Below are 14,675 nucleotides of genomic sequence, written 5' to 3'. Positions count from 1 at the left end.
TTGGAGAGTACGATGGCGAAACTGCATGATTTCTATAAAGAAACAGTAGTAGCTGAACTTGCGAAGCAGTTCGGATACAAAAGCGTCATGCAAGTCCCTCGGATTGAAAAAATCACTCTGAACATGGGTTTAGGTGAAGCAGTTGCTGACAAGAAAGTTCTTGAGCACGCGACAGCCGATATGGCTGCAATCGCTGGTCAAAAGCCGATTGTTACAGTTGCACGTAAATCAGTAGCGGGTTTCAAAATCCGTGAAGGTTATCCGATTGGCTGTAAAGTAACCCTGCGCGGCGAGCGCATGTGGGAATTCTTAGAGCGCTTAATTTCGATTGCAATTCCACGTATCCGTGACTTCCGTGGTCTGAACGCTAAGTCGTTCGACGGACGTGGTAACTACAGCATGGGTGTGCGCGAACAAATCATCTTCCCTGAAATCGATTTCGATAAGGTAGATAAAGTTCGTGGTATGGATATCACCATCACTACCAGTGCTGGCACTGACGAAGAAGCGCGCGCATTACTAAGTGCGTTCAACTTCCCATTCAGAAAATAAGGTGTAGGGTTATGGCAAAAGAATCAATGAAGGCTCGTGAAGTAAAGCGTGCAAAGCTTGTTGCTAAGTATGCTGAAAAACGTGCTGCGCTTAAAGCGATTATCAGCGATGTTAACGCCTCTGAAGAAGAGCGTTGGGATGCTGTATTGAAGCTACAACAACTGCCACGTGATAGCGCCAAGACTCGTCAGCAAAACCGCTGCCGTGTAACAGGTCGTCCACATGGTTTCCTACGTAAGTTCGGTCTGAGCCGTATCAAGTTGCGTGAAGCAGCGATGCGCGGTGAAGTCCCTGGCTTGAAAAAAGCCAGCTGGTAAGGAGTAGCTGATATGAGCATGCAAGATCCTATCGCGGATATGTTTACCCGCATCCGTAACGGCCAGATGGCACAGAAAGTATCTGTAGCTATGCCTTCTTCTAAGCTTCGCGTTGCTATCGCTGAAGTATTAAAAGCTGAAGGTTATGTAACAGAGTACGCTGTATCTGGTGACGTTAAGCCTGTTTTAGAAGTGACTCTTAAGTACTTCCAGGGCAAGCAAGTAATCGACACTATTGAACGTGTAAGCCGTCCTGGTCTGCGCATCTATAAGAAAAAAGATGAGCTGCCTAAAGTAATGGGTGGTTTAGGTGTTGCTATCGTGTCAACTTCTAAAGGTGTGATGACTGACCGTGCTGCGCGTAAAGCAGGCATGGGCGGTGAGATCATCGGTTATGTAGCGTAACGGAGGAGTTGAAATGTCACGTGTAGCAAAGGCCCCTGTTGACCTCGCCTCTGGCGTAGAGATCTCAATCTCAGGTCAAGAAGTCACAATCAAAGGTAAAAACGGTACATTGAACCGCGTATTTAACGACGCTGTTGAAGTAGTACAGGAAGAGAACCAGGTTAAGGCGTTACCTCGTGAAGGTTTCCCTGATGCATGGGCTCAGGCTGGTACCGCTCGCGCGCTGTTAAACAGCATGGTTATCGGTGTATCTCAAGGTTTTGAGAAAAAACTGCAGCTGTTAGGTGTTGGTTACCGTGCACAAGCACAAGGTAACAAACTGAACCTGACTCTGGGTTTCTCACACCCTGTAGCATACGAAATGCCTGCCGGCATTACAGTTGAAACTCCGACCCAAACTGAAATCCTCGTTAAAGGCGCGGATAAGCAGGTAGTTGGTCAGGTTGCGGCGAACATTCGCGCGTACCGTCCACCAGAGCCTTACAAAGGTAAAGGTGTTCGCTATGCAGACGAGCATGTACGTCGTAAAGAAGCTAAGAAAAAGTAGGTGGGTGATACGATGGATAAGAAAGCAGCACGCTTGCGTCGCGCAACTCGCGCACGCGCTAAAATTCGTGAACTGGCCGCGCATCGCCTGGTGATTAACCGTACACCTCGCCACATCTATGCTCAGTTAATCGCTCCTAGCGGTGCTGAAGTATTGGCGGCGGCTTCTACGGTTGAAAAAGATCTGGCTAAAGATCTGAAATCAACTGGCAACGCTGAAGCAGCGGCTCTAGTAGGTAAAGTAATCGCAGAACGCGCTATCGAAAAAGGCATCAAAAGTGTTGCTTTCGATCGTAGCGGTTTCCAATACCACGGTCGCGTTAAAGCATTAGCTGATGCAGCTCGCGAAGCTGGCCTTCAGTTCTAGGAGTTAATAATGGCTAAACAAGAAGTTCAAACAGGTGAAATGCTTGAAAAATTGATCGCTGTTAACCGCGTTTCTAAAGTGGTTAAAGGTGGTCGTATTTTCAGCTTCACTGCATTGACAGTAGTTGGTGACGGCAATGGCCGTGTTGGTTTTGGTTACGGTAAAGCACGTGAAGTGCCAGCCGCTATCCAAAAAGCGATGGAAAAAGCCCGTCGCAACATGGTTAGTGTAGACCTGAACGGTCACACGCTGCAGCACCCTATTAAAGGTCGCCACTCTGGCTCTAAAGTTTACATGCAGCCTGCATCAGAAGGTACCGGTATCATCGCCGGTGGTGCAATGCGTGCAGTACTTGAAGTAGCTGGTGTGCAGAACGTACTTTCAAAATGTTACGGCTCTACTAACCCAATCAACGTTGTTCGTGCAACCGTTAACGCGCTGACCGAGATGAACTCGCCAGCCGGTATCGCTGCTAAACGTGGATTGTCTGTAGAAGAAATTTTGGGGTAATCAGACATGGCAACGATTAAAGTAAAGCAAACTAAAAGTGCAATTGGCCGTCTGCCAAAGCACAAAGCGACGCTTAAAGGTTTAGGCCTGCGTAAAATCAACCATGTTCGTGAACTCGAAGATACCCCAGCCGTTCGTGGCATGATCAACCGTGTATATTACATGGTTGAGATCGTGGAGGAGTAAGATATGCGTTTAAACACAATTTCTCCTGCCGAAGGATCAAAGCCAAGCGCTAAGCGCGTAGGTCGTGGTATCGGTTCTGGTCTTGGTAAAACCGGTGGTCGTGGTCATAAAGGCCAAACCAGCCGTTCAGGTGGTTCTATCAAGCCAGGCTTCGAAGGTGGTCAGATGCCTATTCAGCGCCGTCTGCCTAAGTTTGGTTTCACGTCTCGTAAGAGCTTTGTTACCGATCAGGTAACACTGACTGAAATCGCTAAGGTTGAAGGTGAAACAGTAACTTTAGAAACTTTAAAAGCAGCTGGTCTGATTAAGAAAGACGTTCTGTTTGTTAAAGTAATGAAGAGCGGTGAAGTATCACGCGCTGTTACTGTTAGCGGGTTGAAGGTTACTAAAGGTGCCAAGGAAGCGATCGAAGCTGCTGGCGGTAAAGTAGAGGAATAAGCTAAATGGCGAAACCAGGATTGGATTCGGGCGCGAAAAGCGGCTTGAGTGAGCTTAAAGCAAGATTGTTGTTCGTACTCGGAGCAATTGTAGTATTCCGGTTAGGGTCATACGTGCCTATTCCTGGTATCGATGCCGCAGTGCTGTCGCAGTTGTTCGAGCAACAAAAAGGTACCATCGTAGAAATGTTCAACATGTTCTCCGGTGGTGCGCTTGAGCGTGCATCAGTTCTGGCTTTGGGGATTATGCCTTACATTACTGCATCAATTATTATGCAGTTGCTCTCTGTTGTGCATCCGCCAATGGTTGAGCTGAAAAAAGAAGGTGAAGCAGGCAGACGTAAGATTAGTCAGTATACGCGTTATTTAACGCTGGTACTGGCCACCTTCCAGTCTATCGGTATTGCTACCGGCCTGCCTAACCTGATTAATGGTTTGGTGATTAATCCTGGCTTCGGATTTTACTTTACTGCGGTAGTAAGCTTAGTCACCGGGACAATGTTCCTGATGTGGTTAGGTGAACAAATTACCGAACGAGGTATCGGTAACGGTATCTCTATTTTGATATTTGCTGGTATTGTTGCCGGTCTGCCAACAGCGATAGGTCAGACTGCGGAACAAGCAAGACAGGGTGACATCAATATGTTGTTACTGCTGTTGATTGGCGCCATTGTAGTTGGCTTAACGTACCTGGTTGTGTTTGTAGAACGCGCCCAGCGTCGTATCGTGGTAAACTATGCAAAACGTCAGCAAGGCCGTAAGGTTTATGCTGCACAAAGCACCCATTTACCGCTGAAAGTTAATATGGCCGGGGTTATCCCACCAATCTTTGCTTCCAGTATCATTCTGTTCCCTGGTACCATTGCGGGCTGGTTCGGACAAAATGAATCAATGGCCTGGTTACAGGACGTAGCACTGCTACTGTCGCCTGGTCAGCCGTTGTACGTGATGTTATATGCAGTTGCGATTATCTTCTTCTGCTTCTTCTATACCGCGCTGGTATTTAACCCGCGTGATACAGCAGACAACCTGAAGAAATCCGGCGCATTCATCCCAGGCATCCGCCCGGGTGAGCAAACGTCACGTTATATCGATAAGGTAATGACTCGCCTGACACTTGCTGGCGCTCTATACATAACCTTTATTTGTTTAGTGCCCGAGTTCATGTTGATCGCGTGGAACGTGCCTTTCTACTTCGGTGGAACGTCACTGTTAATTATCGTGGTTGTTATCATGGACTTTATGGCACAGGTGCAGACACATTTGATGTCAAGTCAGTATGAGTCTGTTCTGAAGAAAGCGAATCTTAAAGGCTACGGCCGCTAAGATAAGCCTACTACGGAGTGATGTAATGAAAGTTCGTGCATCAGTAAAAACGATTTGCCGTAACTGTAAAATCATTAAGCGCAACGGTGTTGTGCGTGTGATTTGCAGCTCTGACCCTAAGCATAAGCAGCGTCAAGGCTAATCTAACGCGGTGAATGATTTGTTAATAACTGTAAGCAGAACCTGACATCAGGTTCTGCTTTCGGCGCAGATGAATTAATCACCTTTTATTTGCAATTTGTTCGACGGGTAAGTATCCTATCGGGCTTTTTAGGCCGTCGACTATAATTAAGAGGAGTGCTGTTAATGGCCCGTATCGCTGGCATTAACATTCCTGAGCACAAGCACGCTGTGATCGCCCTTCAGGCAATCTTCGGCGTTGGTCCTACACGTGCGAAAAGCATTTGTGCAGGCGCTGGTGTTGCAGAAGATACAAAAATCAAAGAGCTTGATGAAGCTACAATCGAGAAGCTTCGTGAACAAGTGGCGTTATTCACTGTAGAAGGTGACTTACGTCGTGAAGTTTCTATGAGCATCAAACGTTTGATGGACCTGGGTTGCTTCCGTGGTATTCGCCACCGTCGTAGCTTGCCTCTACGTGGTCAGCGCACTAAAACTAATGCGCGTACCCGTAAAGGTCCTCGTAAGCCAATTAAGAAGTAAACGGGGAGTATAAGTTATGGCAAAAGCACCAGCTCGTAGCACGCGTAAGCGCGCTAAACGTCAGGTTGCAGACGGTATGGCTCATATCCATGCGTCTTTCAATAACACAATTGTGACTATCACAGATCGTTCAGGCAACGCACTTGCATGGGCAACTTCTGGTGGTTCAGGTTTCCGTGGTTCACGTAAATCTACCCCATTTGCTGCACAGGTAGCTGCTGAGCGTGCCGGCGTAGCCGCGCAAGAATACGGTCTGAAAAACCTTGAAGTTTTCGTTAAAGGTCCAGGTCCAGGCCGTGAGTCTGCGATCCGTGCCCTGAACGCTACAGGTTACAAGATCACAAACATTACCGATGTGACGCCTATCCCTCACAACGGTTGTCGTCCACCGAAAAAACGTCGCGTTTAATCGACGGACAGTTGGAGAAAGAACATGGCAAGATATTTGGGTCCAAAACTCAAGCTTAGCCGTCGTGAAGGAACTGATCTGTTCCTTAAGAGCGGCGTTCGCGCAATCGATTCTAAATGTAAAATCGAAACTGCGCCTGGTCAACACGGTGCCCGTCGTGGTCGTCTGTCTGACTACGGTGTGCAGCTGCGTGAAAAGCAAAAAGTCCGTCGTATGTACGGCATTTTAGAAAAGCAATTCCGTAACTACTATAAAGAAGCGGCTCGTCTGAAAGGCAACACTGGTGAAAACCTGTTGCAACTTCTTGAGCAGCGTCTTGATAACGTAGTTTATCGTATGGGATTCGCCAGCACTCGTGCAGAAGCGCGTCAGCTGGTTAGCCACAAAGCTATTTTAGTTAATGGCAAAGTGGTAAACATTCCATCGTTTAACGTTACTGCCGAAGACGTGGTTTCTGTTCGTGAAAAAGCTAAAAAGCAAGCGCGTATCGCGGCTGCTTTGGAACTGGCTGAACAGCGTGAGAAGCCAACCTGGATTGAAGTAGACAGCAACAAAATGGAAGGTACGTTCAAGCGTGTTCCTGAAAGAACTGACTTGTCTGCCGAAATTAACGAACAGTTGATCGTCGAACTTTACTCTAAGTAAAGCTAACTAAAGAGGAAGCATTGTGGGTTCTGTGACTGAATTCCTTAAACCGAGATTAGTTGAGATCGAAAACGTTTCTCCTACTCGTGCCAAAGTAACTTTGGAACCCCTGGAGCGTGGTTTTGGCCACACTTTAGGTAACGCCTTACGTCGCATCTTACTGTCGTCCATGCCTGGATGTGCAGTAACAGAAGTTGAGATCGATGGCGTCCTTCACGAGTACAGCACCAAAGAAGGTGTTCAAGAAGATGTAATCGAAATCTTGTTGAACCTTAAAGGTTTAGCGGTTCGCTTAGAAGGCAAAAACGAAGCGACTCTGACTCTGGTGAAATCTGGCGCTGGCCCTGTTGTAGCTGGTGATATCCAGCATGATGGTGACGTAGAAATCGTTAACCCTGAGCACGTCATTTGTACTTTAACCGGCGAAGCTGAAATCAGCATGCGCATTAAAGTAGAAATGGGTCGTGGTTACGTACCAGCGTCAACTCGTCGTTCCTCTGAAGAAGATGATCGTCCAATTGGTCGTTTATTAGTAGATGCATCATACAGCCCAGTTGAGCGTATTGCTTACACCGTAGAATCTGCGCGTGTAGAACAGCGTACCGACCTGGACAAACTGATCATTGATATGGAAACGAATGGTACTTTAGATCCTGAAGAAGCCATCCGTCGTAGCGCAACCATCCTGGCTGAACAGCTGGATGCGTTTGTTGAACTGCGTGATATCTCTGAGCCAGTGCAGAAAGAAGAGAAACCTGAGTTCGATCCTATTCTGCTGCGTCCGGTTGATGACCTGGAATTAACAGTACGTTCTGCTAACTGTCTGAAAGCAGAAGCTATCCAGTATATTGGTGACCTGGTTCAGCGTACCGAAGTTGAGTTACTTAAAACTCCTAACTTAGGTAAGAAATCGCTAACTGAGATCAAAGATGTTCTCGCTTCACGTGGACTTTCTCTGGGCATGCGCCTGGAAAACTGGCCACCTGAGAGCATCGCTGAAAAAGATTAATCAGGTTTAAAAGAAACTGATTTTTTAGAAGGATAAAACTATGCGCCATCGTAAGAGTGGTCGTCAGTTGAATCGCAACAGCAGCCATCGTCAAGCTATGTTCAAAAACATGGCCGGTTCTTTGGTCAAGCACGAAGTGATCAAAACGACGTTACCAAAAGCGAAAGAATTACGTCGCGTAATTGAGCCTCTTATCACTCTGGCTAAGCAAGACAGCGTTGCAAACCGCCGTTTAGCTATGGCTCGCACTGGTGATAAAGAAGTAGTAGGTAAACTGTTCAACGAGCTTGGTCCTCGTTACGAAACTCGCCCAGGCGGTTATCTTCGCATTTTAAAATGCGGTTTCCGTGCTGGCGACAACGCGCCTATGGCATACGTTGAGTTAGTTGACCGCCCGGTTGTAGAAGCTGAAGAAGAAGCAGTAGAAGCAACTGAAGAGTAAGCAATTACTCGATGCTAGATTAGCCTTGCGCTAGTGTAGTTCGCTAAAAAACCCGCCTTATGGCGGGTTTTTTGTTTCCGAACTTCGTTATGCACTGGCTTACATTCTTGAAATTTTTCATGCAGAGGAGAGATAAAAATTGGCATGAGTTTCAAGACAAACTCTATACTAAATGTTAGGATTCGTGTTTACCGCAGAAACCACTGTTTCCGCTAAAAGCAACTAAAAGAGTAAATCCACAAGGCATGGTAGAGTCAGTATCTTTAAAGGAATTCGGGTATAACTTTTGTGGCCCGCTACTGCATAGTTATTTATCGAAAGTGGTCGCCTCACTCGATGAAGACACTAAAAAAATCTATTGTCTGGCAAGAGAAGGATATATCCTTCAGAAAGGGCTGGAAATTATCTCCCCTCAGTTAGAAACGCACTATCTATACGCATCCCGTACGTTTCTATTCAGAATTTTGCTTTCAGATAAAGCTTCATGGCCACTGTCACTCGGACACGGTTATGAAGGCTCAACTCGCGATTTTTTTATAGCTAGGTTCGGATTTACACTGGAACAAGTAAATCAGATAATTCCTGAAGATGAGCTGGATAATGAAATCGTTGTACCAGATGACATGCCAAAGCTCGAAAAGTTAATTAAAGCTAACTTAGAGATAATTAAGAGTTTAGTGGAGCCGACTAAAAAGGCTTATTTAGACTATTTAGCATCAGTCAATTTGACAAAAGAAACCGCCAATAAAGCCGTTTTGTTAGATGTTGGCTATTCAGGAACAATCCAGAAATTACTTAGTTTGCTGCTAAATAGCGACACCAATGGATTCTATTTCATTACAACGGATAGTAGTAAAACTACAGCTGGGCACTTTAAGGCAAATATGAATTTTGCATTCAAAGACAAAGTGAAGATGGGCGGTGGTTATACAATGCTGGATCGCTCGATGTTTATGGAGTCGTTGTTTACATCGCCCGATGGCCAATTCATTGACATTTTAGAGTCGCCATTTAAAGAAGGTGATTTCATTTTTTCTTTTGGTAAGCGCAACTTCACGCAGCATCATTTTGAAAAATTATCACTCGTTTTTGACGGGGCACTGGAAGCTGTTACACATTTTCATAAAAGTAATGTGACCTTTAAAGTAGAAGAGATTGAATTTCTCTATGAGCAATACGTCTCCAAAAGAAACCTGCTGCCAAGCGCTAGTTGGCCACTATTCGAATTTGATGATGCGATTTCTGGTTTTGGTAACGTCAACTCAATGCAGTTTTTTGGTTTATAACTATGAAAAGAAATTTTAAAAATCTCGCTAGAGGACTCCAAACTAAAATAGAAGGGCTAGCTTACCCATCTTTAGCAAAGGCGTATAAGCTTGCTATCAAGTCTGGCCTGTTTAACCCAGAGTGGTACCAGGAACACTATGGCTCGTTCCCCAGCAACTGGTTAGCGTTTAAGGATTATATAAAAAAATCCCCTTACGCTAATGTGAATCCATCACCAGAATTTGATACGGAAACCTATCTACGGTGTAACGTAGACGTTTATCATGCAGGGCTCTCACCGTTACTGCATTATATGTATCATGGGCGTAATGAAGGCCGAGCCTGGTCTAGGGCGTTGCCAAGATGGACGCCACGAGATAATTTAATTCCAAAAGAGAGTGCGACCTGGCGACAGCAAAAAATAGCTATTGTCCTGCATATCTTTTATGCAGACTTTGTAGCTAAGTTTGCCAGTTGTCTGGAAAAATTCCCTACTGAGGTGGATGTGTTTGTTACTGCGGCAACACAGGATATTGCTAATGATGCCTCAGCTACCTTCAAAAAAATTAATAAAGTCAACAACGTCAAAGTAACCGTTTGCGAGAATCGTGGGCGTAACTTTGGGCCATTTTTAGTACACTTCAGTAAAGAGTTGCTAGCGTACGATTTAATGTGCCACTTGCATTCCAAAAAGTCCCTTTACAGTGGTCGAGAGCAAACACAATGGTTTGATTACCAAAATCAGTTTTTACTAAAAGATAAACATGTTACTTCATCCGTATTACGCTTATTTGATGAACACAAAGAGTTGGGATTATATTACCCAACGTCATTTTGGATGATGCCAGCATGGGTCAATCACTGGACCTGTAATAAACCGTTTGCAAAGGAATTTATCGCGGAGTGGGGACTGGATATCAGCGATAATTTCTTAACATATCCCGTTGGTGGAATGTTTTGGGCAAGGCCTGCAGCGCTTGAGCCTCTGCTAAACAAAACTTATCAGTATGAAGATTTCCCCGCTGAACCATTACCGAATGACGGTTCCAAACTTCATGCGCTGGAGCGCATTTTGGGCCCCCTGGTTGAAAAACAAGGGTATGAGCAGTTTTATTATTACGCGCCGCTTGGAAGGTTTACTCAGGATAAAACCTCAATCTCTACCAGCTATTACAAGCCTGCGTCCTCTTTACTGGGGGATTTATCCAACTTTGATATTATTTCGTTTGATGTGTTCGACACTGTATTACGAAGAAAATACTGTGAGCCAGATTACGCTAAGTATCTGCTAGGTAAAGAGCTATCTCATATTGGTGTATTCAGTTCGCCAGAAGCGTTTGTTGAAGCGCGTAATAAAGCTGAGTTAACTTGTCGGCAAACAAAGTCGTTTGAAGGCGATGTGTCGATAACCGAGGTATACCAGCAACTAGCGAAAGAATGTCAGATTTCAGAAGAATGTGCCTTAGATTGGATGAATAAAGAGTTTTATTACGATTTGGAAATGGCGCTACCAAAAGATGAGATGGTCGAAATGGTTAAGCAGCTTTCGTTAAATAAAAAGGAAATCTGGTTTATCACTGATATCTACTATACAAAGCGACAGGTAGAGACAATGCTCCGTAAAATAGGTATAGCTGTGCCTTACCGGTTATTTGTTAGTTCTGATTTAGGTAAACGTAAAGATGCCGGTACGATGTGGACTTATGTTAAAGAGTTAATCAGCGGGACCTCTAAAAACTACATTCACGTGGGGGACAATGTGCGCTCCGACGCCCAAATATGTGGCGACTTTGGACTTCAGAATATACACATTTTACATCCTATAGATAAATGGAAGTTAGCCGGCTTTGGTTGTCTTGCATCACTGGATATGGATACTCCATCAGAAAGCGATATTCTGAAGTGGGGACCGCAAATAAGCAATTTAGGACGTTATCCGTTCTTTGGTGAGTAACGTTAGATTAAGCGTATATGAAAATAGCAATTTTAATGATGCAGAAAAATGAGGAAGAGCTTTTAAGCAAATGGATTGCTTATCACAGTTACCTCGTTGGGCATGAAAATCTTTTTATCTTTGACAATGGTAGTGAGAGTTCGATTACAAAAGAACAACTTTCTAAAGCAAAAGCCAAAGGTTGTAATATCATAGTGAAGTACACTACTAAAGACGATTATGAAAATCGCGGTGATATTTTTTGTGATTTCATTAAAAGATTAGATCAAGAATCAAATTTCGATTACTACATGCTTATCGATTGTGATGAATTTTTAGCAACACTTGATAACGAAGGTGTTGTTAGCTGCGATAAAAGCGCATTGCAGTTAGAGTTACTTAAGTATGAAAATACACAAGGTACCTTGTTAATAGATAGTCAGTTTTATAACTCTTCGGTGAGCCCTTACTGGTACAACAAGCAACCCTATCGTAAGTGTTTTTTCAGACACGGTACGATTAAGTCACTTGACCAGGGATTTCATTGGGGTAAGGTGAAAGAATCAGATGCTGAGAAGCGTACCGGATTAGTACATATTCATTTTCATAATAAGCCTTATCGAATAGCCCGTTTGCATGCCGAAGAAAAACTGCGTGGCAGGGTGCCAGACTTTTCGTTGGAAACACTGGCCAGCTATCGTGGTAAAGGGTTTCATTTGGTTCGTTACTTTACCGAGGATGAAGAGCGTTTTATTGCAAATCAAATTTGTTTAAATCATATATACTCCGCCTCTCTCATCACGAAATTAAAAGAGTTAGGGCAAGGTTGGCCTTATGCAGAGGACGTATCGGCTACGGCATCTAACCTTGGGTTTAGCGACGCAGGCGACGGATTTAAAAAGCAATTGAAAACGTTTAATGGGTCAATCGATAATATTAAGACTGAGCAAGATCAGCTCATCATTTCAGGCTGGGGAATAATCCGTCATGCAAAACCGGTGAGCAACATTTATTTAATGTTAGATAATAAAACCAGGGGCCGGTTTGAAATTGTTTCTCGGCAGGTAAGAGAAGATGTGAATGAAATGCTGAATGTAAGGGGAGAACCATTAGGGTTCGTTGCAAGGGTTCAAATATCCAATATCTCGTCTCATGATAGTGAAGAAGTGCTCGGGAAATTGTGTACTTTCGTTGATTTTGATGGTGAGTTCTTTGAGTTTGATATGCGTAGACATTTACAGGTTTTCAACTACGCTTTAGTTGCCAGCAAATAGCTTCGTCACATTTAAATGAACAAAAAATTATTTATTCATGTTGGGCCGCCGAAAACCGGCACGTCAGTAATCCAGTTTTGGTTAAATACACATTCGCAATGGTTGAAGAATCAAGGTGTGTATTACCCTCAACATGAACTTGACTCTAATAGTGTAAGCTCTGGCCACAGAGCTTTGTTTTTAGAGCGTTTATCACAAACAACAAGAACTCGATTTAATCATGCTAAATTCCAACAGCTGTTAACTGAGTTCAATGAAACTGATTGCAGCAGCCTCTTACTTAGTTCAGAGTTTTTCTTTTATCAGATACCAGAATTTTTAAAGTACAAAGACCAATATGACATTCAATTAATTGCCTATGTTCGCGCTGATCTTGAGCTAATTGAATCTTTATATAATCAGTCGGTAAAACGTAATGGCCAGACTATGCCGTTGCCGCATCGTAATCAATTACCCAAAAGTTACTTGGACGAATTGATTGATTTTGTATCTATTTATTCAGACCGTACGTTTAGTCTTCGGGCCTACGGTGATTCAACGGTTTTCAATACCGATATCATTACTGATTTATTATCATGTCTCGACTTAGAGCCACCAACAGGCTATGGCCCTCAAAGTGAAAAAATTAACTCGTCTTACAGTTTCGAATGTCTCGAATTCAAGCGTTGGGTTAACAAATTTTGCCTTGGCGACCTCGATCATCGCATTGATCAATGTTTACAGGGGTTTAAAAGTAACACCCGGGCTTACAGCTTGCTCCCGGCTAATACATATCAGTGTTACCAAGAGCAAAGCCTTAAAAAAATAAAGGCATTACAGACATTAGCGCCTATCGAGAACTATGAAAGTCTTATCAATTATGTGAAAGCAAAAAGCAGAGCTAGTTATATACACCAAGAGCTTTACCCGGAACATCTTGTTAAAGTTGGCGAGTATTTGCTCGCTACCGACAAATCACTACTAAGTGAACTAGTAAACCATATTGGTAGTAAGAAGCTCGCGAATTCAGATGTAGAGTATTTTGATTTACTTCAGCAGCTTCTAGTAACCAATAAAATGCCAGAGCAAAAAAAATCGTGGCTGAGCAAGCTAATGAGGAAAATGGGGAAGTAGCCATTGCATAACCTTACAGATGAAGAGTGGAAAGCCAAAAAGCTGTCGGTAGCAACATGGGAAGCCAACGTTGCCGAACTCCCACAACAAAAAATTATCAAAGAGGTGCTTGCACGCAATGCCAATGCTACTTTCGGACCTAATTGTTACATTGCTCCAGACTGCAATTTTTTTACCGACAGCGCACGTTTGGGGAGGAATGTTCGCATAGCATCTCAGGTAACTCTACGTGGCAATATCACAATGGGTAACGATGTTTCTGTGAATCCATTAACCAATATTATTGGTAACGTAAAAATTGGAAATGCTGTTCGAATTGCGAGCTCTGTACAAATATTTGGCTTTAACCACGGATTTGAACGTGTTGATAAATTTATAAAAGACCAACCTATCACTTCAAAAGGAATTGATATTGGCGAAGGTACATGGATAGGGGCCGGTGTTTCAATTGTAGACGGCGTTTCTGTAGGGGCTAATAGTGTAGTTGCCGCTGGTGCTGTGGTTACCAAGTCATTTCCTGATTTTTCGATTATCGGCGGTACACCGGCACGGCTGATTCGATCACGAATCAAAGCTGGTGATTTGAAGCTTGAAGTAACAAATATCGCAAAAAAATCTAGCCAATTAGATTATTGCATTGACCTCCCGCGAACCGGGTTACTAGATGAAAATAAACGTGTAATCAATGGTTGGATAGCCAGTGTCTACGAAGTTACAGGTTTGTTTAAAGTCGTTGATAATGTCAAGACAAAGATTTTGGATTTTCATGAACGGCCTGATGTAAAAAATTACCTTAGCGCGGAAAATCCAACTTTAGCTCAGCGTGCATCAATCATAGGCTTCACTGTTAATGATGTGCAAGTGGGAATGGCTCTACATTTATCCACCACGCGTAGCGAGATGACACTTGTGAGGTTTTGTAATCCCCCCATTTTAAACAGCAGTTATTCGTAGAAATTCCTTAAGCTGCTTTCAATAGTTGTTTGGGTGGAATACCACCGATAGCCATATTAGGTCGTTCGTTGTTGTATTTCCATAGCCATTCTGTCGCTAACATCTGTGCCTGTTCAACACTGTCAAAGACATACATGTTTAACCATTCATGCCTGACCGTCCGATTAAACCGCTCAACATAGGCATTTTGAGTAGGCTTGCCAGGCTGAATATAGATTATTGTGATCTTGTGCTTATTTGCCCAAGTGACCAATTCACCTGATAGTGTCCACTTCCCCTAAACTGAGACAGACTTAATTGGAGTTTTCTGCAATGATTAAT

General features: G+C 43.8%; 20 protein-coding genes and 1 pseudogene. 20 read left to right on the top strand and 1 reads right to left on the bottom strand.

Going from position 1 to position 14,675, the window contains the following annotated elements:
• The first annotated feature begins 12 nt into the window (after positions 1 to 12).
• The 20 genes from rplE to BFC17_RS09915 all read left to right on the top strand — a co-directional run bounded on the left by rplE (position 13) and on the right by BFC17_RS09915 (position 14,354).
• A complete protein-coding gene (rplE, locus tag BFC17_RS10010) occupies positions 13 to 552 on the top strand; it encodes a 50S ribosomal protein L5 (RefSeq protein ID WP_070176343.1) in 540 nt (179 codons plus the stop codon).
• Positions 553 to 563: 11 nt separating this feature from the next.
• Positions 564 to 869: a 30S ribosomal protein S14 gene (rpsN, locus tag BFC17_RS10005; protein WP_070176342.1), complete on the top strand. Its 306-nt coding sequence runs from the start codon at positions 564 to 566 to the stop codon at positions 867 to 869.
• 12 nt (positions 870 to 881) lie between these two features.
• Positions 882 to 1,274, top strand: coding sequence for a 30S ribosomal protein S8 (gene rpsH / locus BFC17_RS10000; RefSeq protein WP_070176341.1), 393 nt, complete (start codon positions 882 to 884; stop codon positions 1,272 to 1,274).
• Positions 1,275 to 1,287: 13 nt separating this feature from the next.
• On the top strand, positions 1,288 to 1,821 hold the full coding sequence (gene rplF, locus BFC17_RS09995) for a 50S ribosomal protein L6 (RefSeq protein ID WP_070176340.1): 534 nt from the start codon (positions 1,288 to 1,290) through the stop codon (positions 1,819 to 1,821).
• Between the two features lie 12 nt (positions 1,822 to 1,833).
• A complete protein-coding gene (gene rplR / locus BFC17_RS09990) occupies positions 1,834 to 2,187 on the top strand; it encodes a 50S ribosomal protein L18 (RefSeq protein WP_070176407.1) in 354 nt (117 codons plus the stop codon).
• Positions 2,188 to 2,196: 9 nt separating this feature from the next.
• Positions 2,197 to 2,697, top strand: coding sequence for a 30S ribosomal protein S5 (gene rpsE, locus BFC17_RS09985; RefSeq protein WP_070176339.1), 501 nt, complete (start codon positions 2,197 to 2,199; stop codon positions 2,695 to 2,697).
• A gap of 6 nt (positions 2,698 to 2,703) precedes the next feature.
• Positions 2,704 to 2,883 (top strand): 50S ribosomal protein L30, encoded by a 180-nt coding sequence (gene rpmD / locus BFC17_RS09980; RefSeq protein ID WP_014950907.1) that lies wholly within the window; start codon positions 2,704 to 2,706, stop codon positions 2,881 to 2,883.
• Positions 2,884 to 2,886: 3 nt separating this feature from the next.
• Entirely contained in the window at positions 2,887 to 3,321 is a 435-nt protein-coding gene (gene rplO / locus BFC17_RS09975; protein WP_070176338.1) for a 50S ribosomal protein L15, read from the top strand.
• Between the two features lie 5 nt (positions 3,322 to 3,326).
• Positions 3,327 to 4,646 (top strand): preprotein translocase subunit SecY, encoded by a 1,320-nt coding sequence (gene secY, locus BFC17_RS09970; RefSeq protein ID WP_070176337.1) that lies wholly within the window; start codon positions 3,327 to 3,329, stop codon positions 4,644 to 4,646.
• A gap of 25 nt (positions 4,647 to 4,671) precedes the next feature.
• Positions 4,672 to 4,788 (top strand): 50S ribosomal protein L36, encoded by a 117-nt coding sequence (gene rpmJ / locus BFC17_RS09965; protein ID WP_070176336.1) that lies wholly within the window; start codon positions 4,672 to 4,674, stop codon positions 4,786 to 4,788.
• Between the two features lie 164 nt (positions 4,789 to 4,952).
• Positions 4,953 to 5,309: a 30S ribosomal protein S13 gene (gene rpsM / locus BFC17_RS09960; protein WP_070176335.1), complete on the top strand. Its 357-nt coding sequence runs from the start codon at positions 4,953 to 4,955 to the stop codon at positions 5,307 to 5,309.
• Between the two features lie 16 nt (positions 5,310 to 5,325).
• Complete coding sequence (gene rpsK, locus BFC17_RS09955) at positions 5,326 to 5,718, top strand: 30S ribosomal protein S11 (protein ID WP_012519215.1); 393 nt, start codon at positions 5,326 to 5,328, stop codon at positions 5,716 to 5,718.
• 24 nt (positions 5,719 to 5,742) lie between these two features.
• The gene (gene rpsD, locus BFC17_RS09950) at positions 5,743 to 6,363 is read left to right on the top strand and encodes a 30S ribosomal protein S4 (protein ID WP_070176334.1); all 621 of its coding nucleotides are present in this window, start codon (positions 5,743 to 5,745) and stop codon (positions 6,361 to 6,363) included.
• 19 nt (positions 6,364 to 6,382) lie between these two features.
• Positions 6,383 to 7,372: a DNA-directed RNA polymerase subunit alpha gene (locus tag BFC17_RS09945; protein ID WP_070176333.1), complete on the top strand. Its 990-nt coding sequence runs from the start codon at positions 6,383 to 6,385 to the stop codon at positions 7,370 to 7,372.
• Between the two features lie 40 nt (positions 7,373 to 7,412).
• Positions 7,413 to 7,814 carry a 50S ribosomal protein L17 gene (gene rplQ, locus BFC17_RS09940; RefSeq protein WP_070176332.1) on the top strand — a complete coding sequence of 134 codons (402 nt, stop codon included), beginning with the start codon at positions 7,413 to 7,415 and terminating at the stop codon, positions 7,812 to 7,814.
• Positions 7,815 to 8,059: 245 nt separating this feature from the next.
• Positions 8,060 to 9,100 (top strand): hypothetical protein, encoded by a 1,041-nt coding sequence (locus BFC17_RS09935; RefSeq protein ID WP_070176331.1) that lies wholly within the window; start codon positions 8,060 to 8,062, stop codon positions 9,098 to 9,100.
• A gap of 2 nt (positions 9,101 to 9,102) precedes the next feature.
• Positions 9,103 to 11,034: a rhamnan synthesis F family protein gene (locus BFC17_RS09930; protein WP_070176330.1), complete on the top strand. Its 1,932-nt coding sequence runs from the start codon at positions 9,103 to 9,105 to the stop codon at positions 11,032 to 11,034.
• A gap of 17 nt (positions 11,035 to 11,051) precedes the next feature.
• A complete protein-coding gene (locus tag BFC17_RS09925) occupies positions 11,052 to 12,287 on the top strand; it encodes a glycosyltransferase family 2 protein (RefSeq protein WP_083271678.1) in 1,236 nt (411 codons plus the stop codon).
• A 15-nt stretch (positions 12,288 to 12,302) separates the two neighbouring features.
• Positions 12,303 to 13,400, top strand: a complete 1,098-nt coding sequence (locus tag BFC17_RS09920; RefSeq protein WP_070176328.1) for a hypothetical protein — start codon at positions 12,303 to 12,305, stop codon at positions 13,398 to 13,400.
• Between the two features lie 3 nt (positions 13,401 to 13,403).
• Positions 13,404 to 14,354 carry an acyltransferase gene (locus BFC17_RS09915; RefSeq protein ID WP_070176327.1) on the top strand — a complete coding sequence of 317 codons (951 nt, stop codon included), beginning with the start codon at positions 13,404 to 13,406 and terminating at the stop codon, positions 14,352 to 14,354.
• Positions 14,355 to 14,361: 7 nt separating this feature from the next.
• On the opposite strand, the pseudogene BFC17_RS09910 reads toward BFC17_RS09915, so the two are convergent.
• Positions 14,362 to 14,619 (bottom strand): annotated as a pseudogene (locus tag BFC17_RS09910) (integrase core domain-containing protein); the annotation flags it as partial.
• Positions 14,620 to 14,675 lie beyond the last annotated feature (56 nt).

Origin of the sequence: Marisediminitalea lipolytica (assembly GCF_001758465.1) — a bacterium.
GTDB classification, from domain to species: domain Bacteria; phylum Pseudomonadota; class Gammaproteobacteria; order Enterobacterales; family Alteromonadaceae; genus Alteromonas; species Alteromonas lipolytica.
This window is presented reverse-complemented; position numbering and strand designations above follow the sequence as displayed.

What these genes read in the sequence shown, in the direction of transcription:
- rplF (WP_070176340.1), top strand. Translation starts at nt 1,288, where the DNA reads ATGTCACGTGTAGCAAAGGCCCCTGTTGACCTCGCCTCTGGCGTAGAG.
- rplR (WP_070176407.1), top strand. Translation starts at nt 1,834, where the DNA reads ATGGATAAGAAAGCAGCACGCTTGCGTCGCGCAACTCGCGCACGCGCT.
- rpsE (WP_070176339.1), top strand. Translation starts at nt 2,197, where the DNA reads ATGGCTAAACAAGAAGTTCAAACAGGTGAAATGCTTGAAAAATTGATC.
- rpsK (WP_012519215.1), top strand. Translation starts at nt 5,326, where the DNA reads ATGGCAAAAGCACCAGCTCGTAGCACGCGTAAGCGCGCTAAACGTCAG.
- BFC17_RS09930 (WP_070176330.1), top strand. Translation starts at nt 9,103, where the DNA reads ATGAAAAGAAATTTTAAAAATCTCGCTAGAGGACTCCAAACTAAAATA.
- rpmD (WP_014950907.1), top strand. Translation starts at nt 2,704, where the DNA reads ATGGCAACGATTAAAGTAAAGCAAACTAAAAGTGCAATTGGCCGTCTG.
- BFC17_RS09935 (WP_070176331.1), top strand. Translation starts at nt 8,060, where the DNA reads ATGGTAGAGTCAGTATCTTTAAAGGAATTCGGGTATAACTTTTGTGGC.
- rplE (WP_070176343.1), top strand. Translation starts at nt 13, where the DNA reads ATGGCGAAACTGCATGATTTCTATAAAGAAACAGTAGTAGCTGAACTT.
- rpsM (WP_070176335.1), top strand. Translation starts at nt 4,953, where the DNA reads ATGGCCCGTATCGCTGGCATTAACATTCCTGAGCACAAGCACGCTGTG.
- rplO (WP_070176338.1), top strand. Translation starts at nt 2,887, where the DNA reads ATGCGTTTAAACACAATTTCTCCTGCCGAAGGATCAAAGCCAAGCGCT.
- rpsH (WP_070176341.1), top strand. Translation starts at nt 882, where the DNA reads ATGAGCATGCAAGATCCTATCGCGGATATGTTTACCCGCATCCGTAAC.
- secY (WP_070176337.1), top strand. Translation starts at nt 3,327, where the DNA reads ATGGCGAAACCAGGATTGGATTCGGGCGCGAAAAGCGGCTTGAGTGAG.
- rpmJ (WP_070176336.1), top strand. Translation starts at nt 4,672, where the DNA reads ATGAAAGTTCGTGCATCAGTAAAAACGATTTGCCGTAACTGTAAAATC.
- rplQ (WP_070176332.1), top strand. Translation starts at nt 7,413, where the DNA reads ATGCGCCATCGTAAGAGTGGTCGTCAGTTGAATCGCAACAGCAGCCAT.
- BFC17_RS09925 (WP_083271678.1), top strand. Translation starts at nt 11,052, where the DNA reads ATGAAAATAGCAATTTTAATGATGCAGAAAAATGAGGAAGAGCTTTTA.
- BFC17_RS09920 (WP_070176328.1), top strand. Translation starts at nt 12,303, where the DNA reads ATGAACAAAAAATTATTTATTCATGTTGGGCCGCCGAAAACCGGCACG.
- rpsN (WP_070176342.1), top strand. Translation starts at nt 564, where the DNA reads ATGGCAAAAGAATCAATGAAGGCTCGTGAAGTAAAGCGTGCAAAGCTT.
- rpsD (WP_070176334.1), top strand. Translation starts at nt 5,743, where the DNA reads ATGGCAAGATATTTGGGTCCAAAACTCAAGCTTAGCCGTCGTGAAGGA.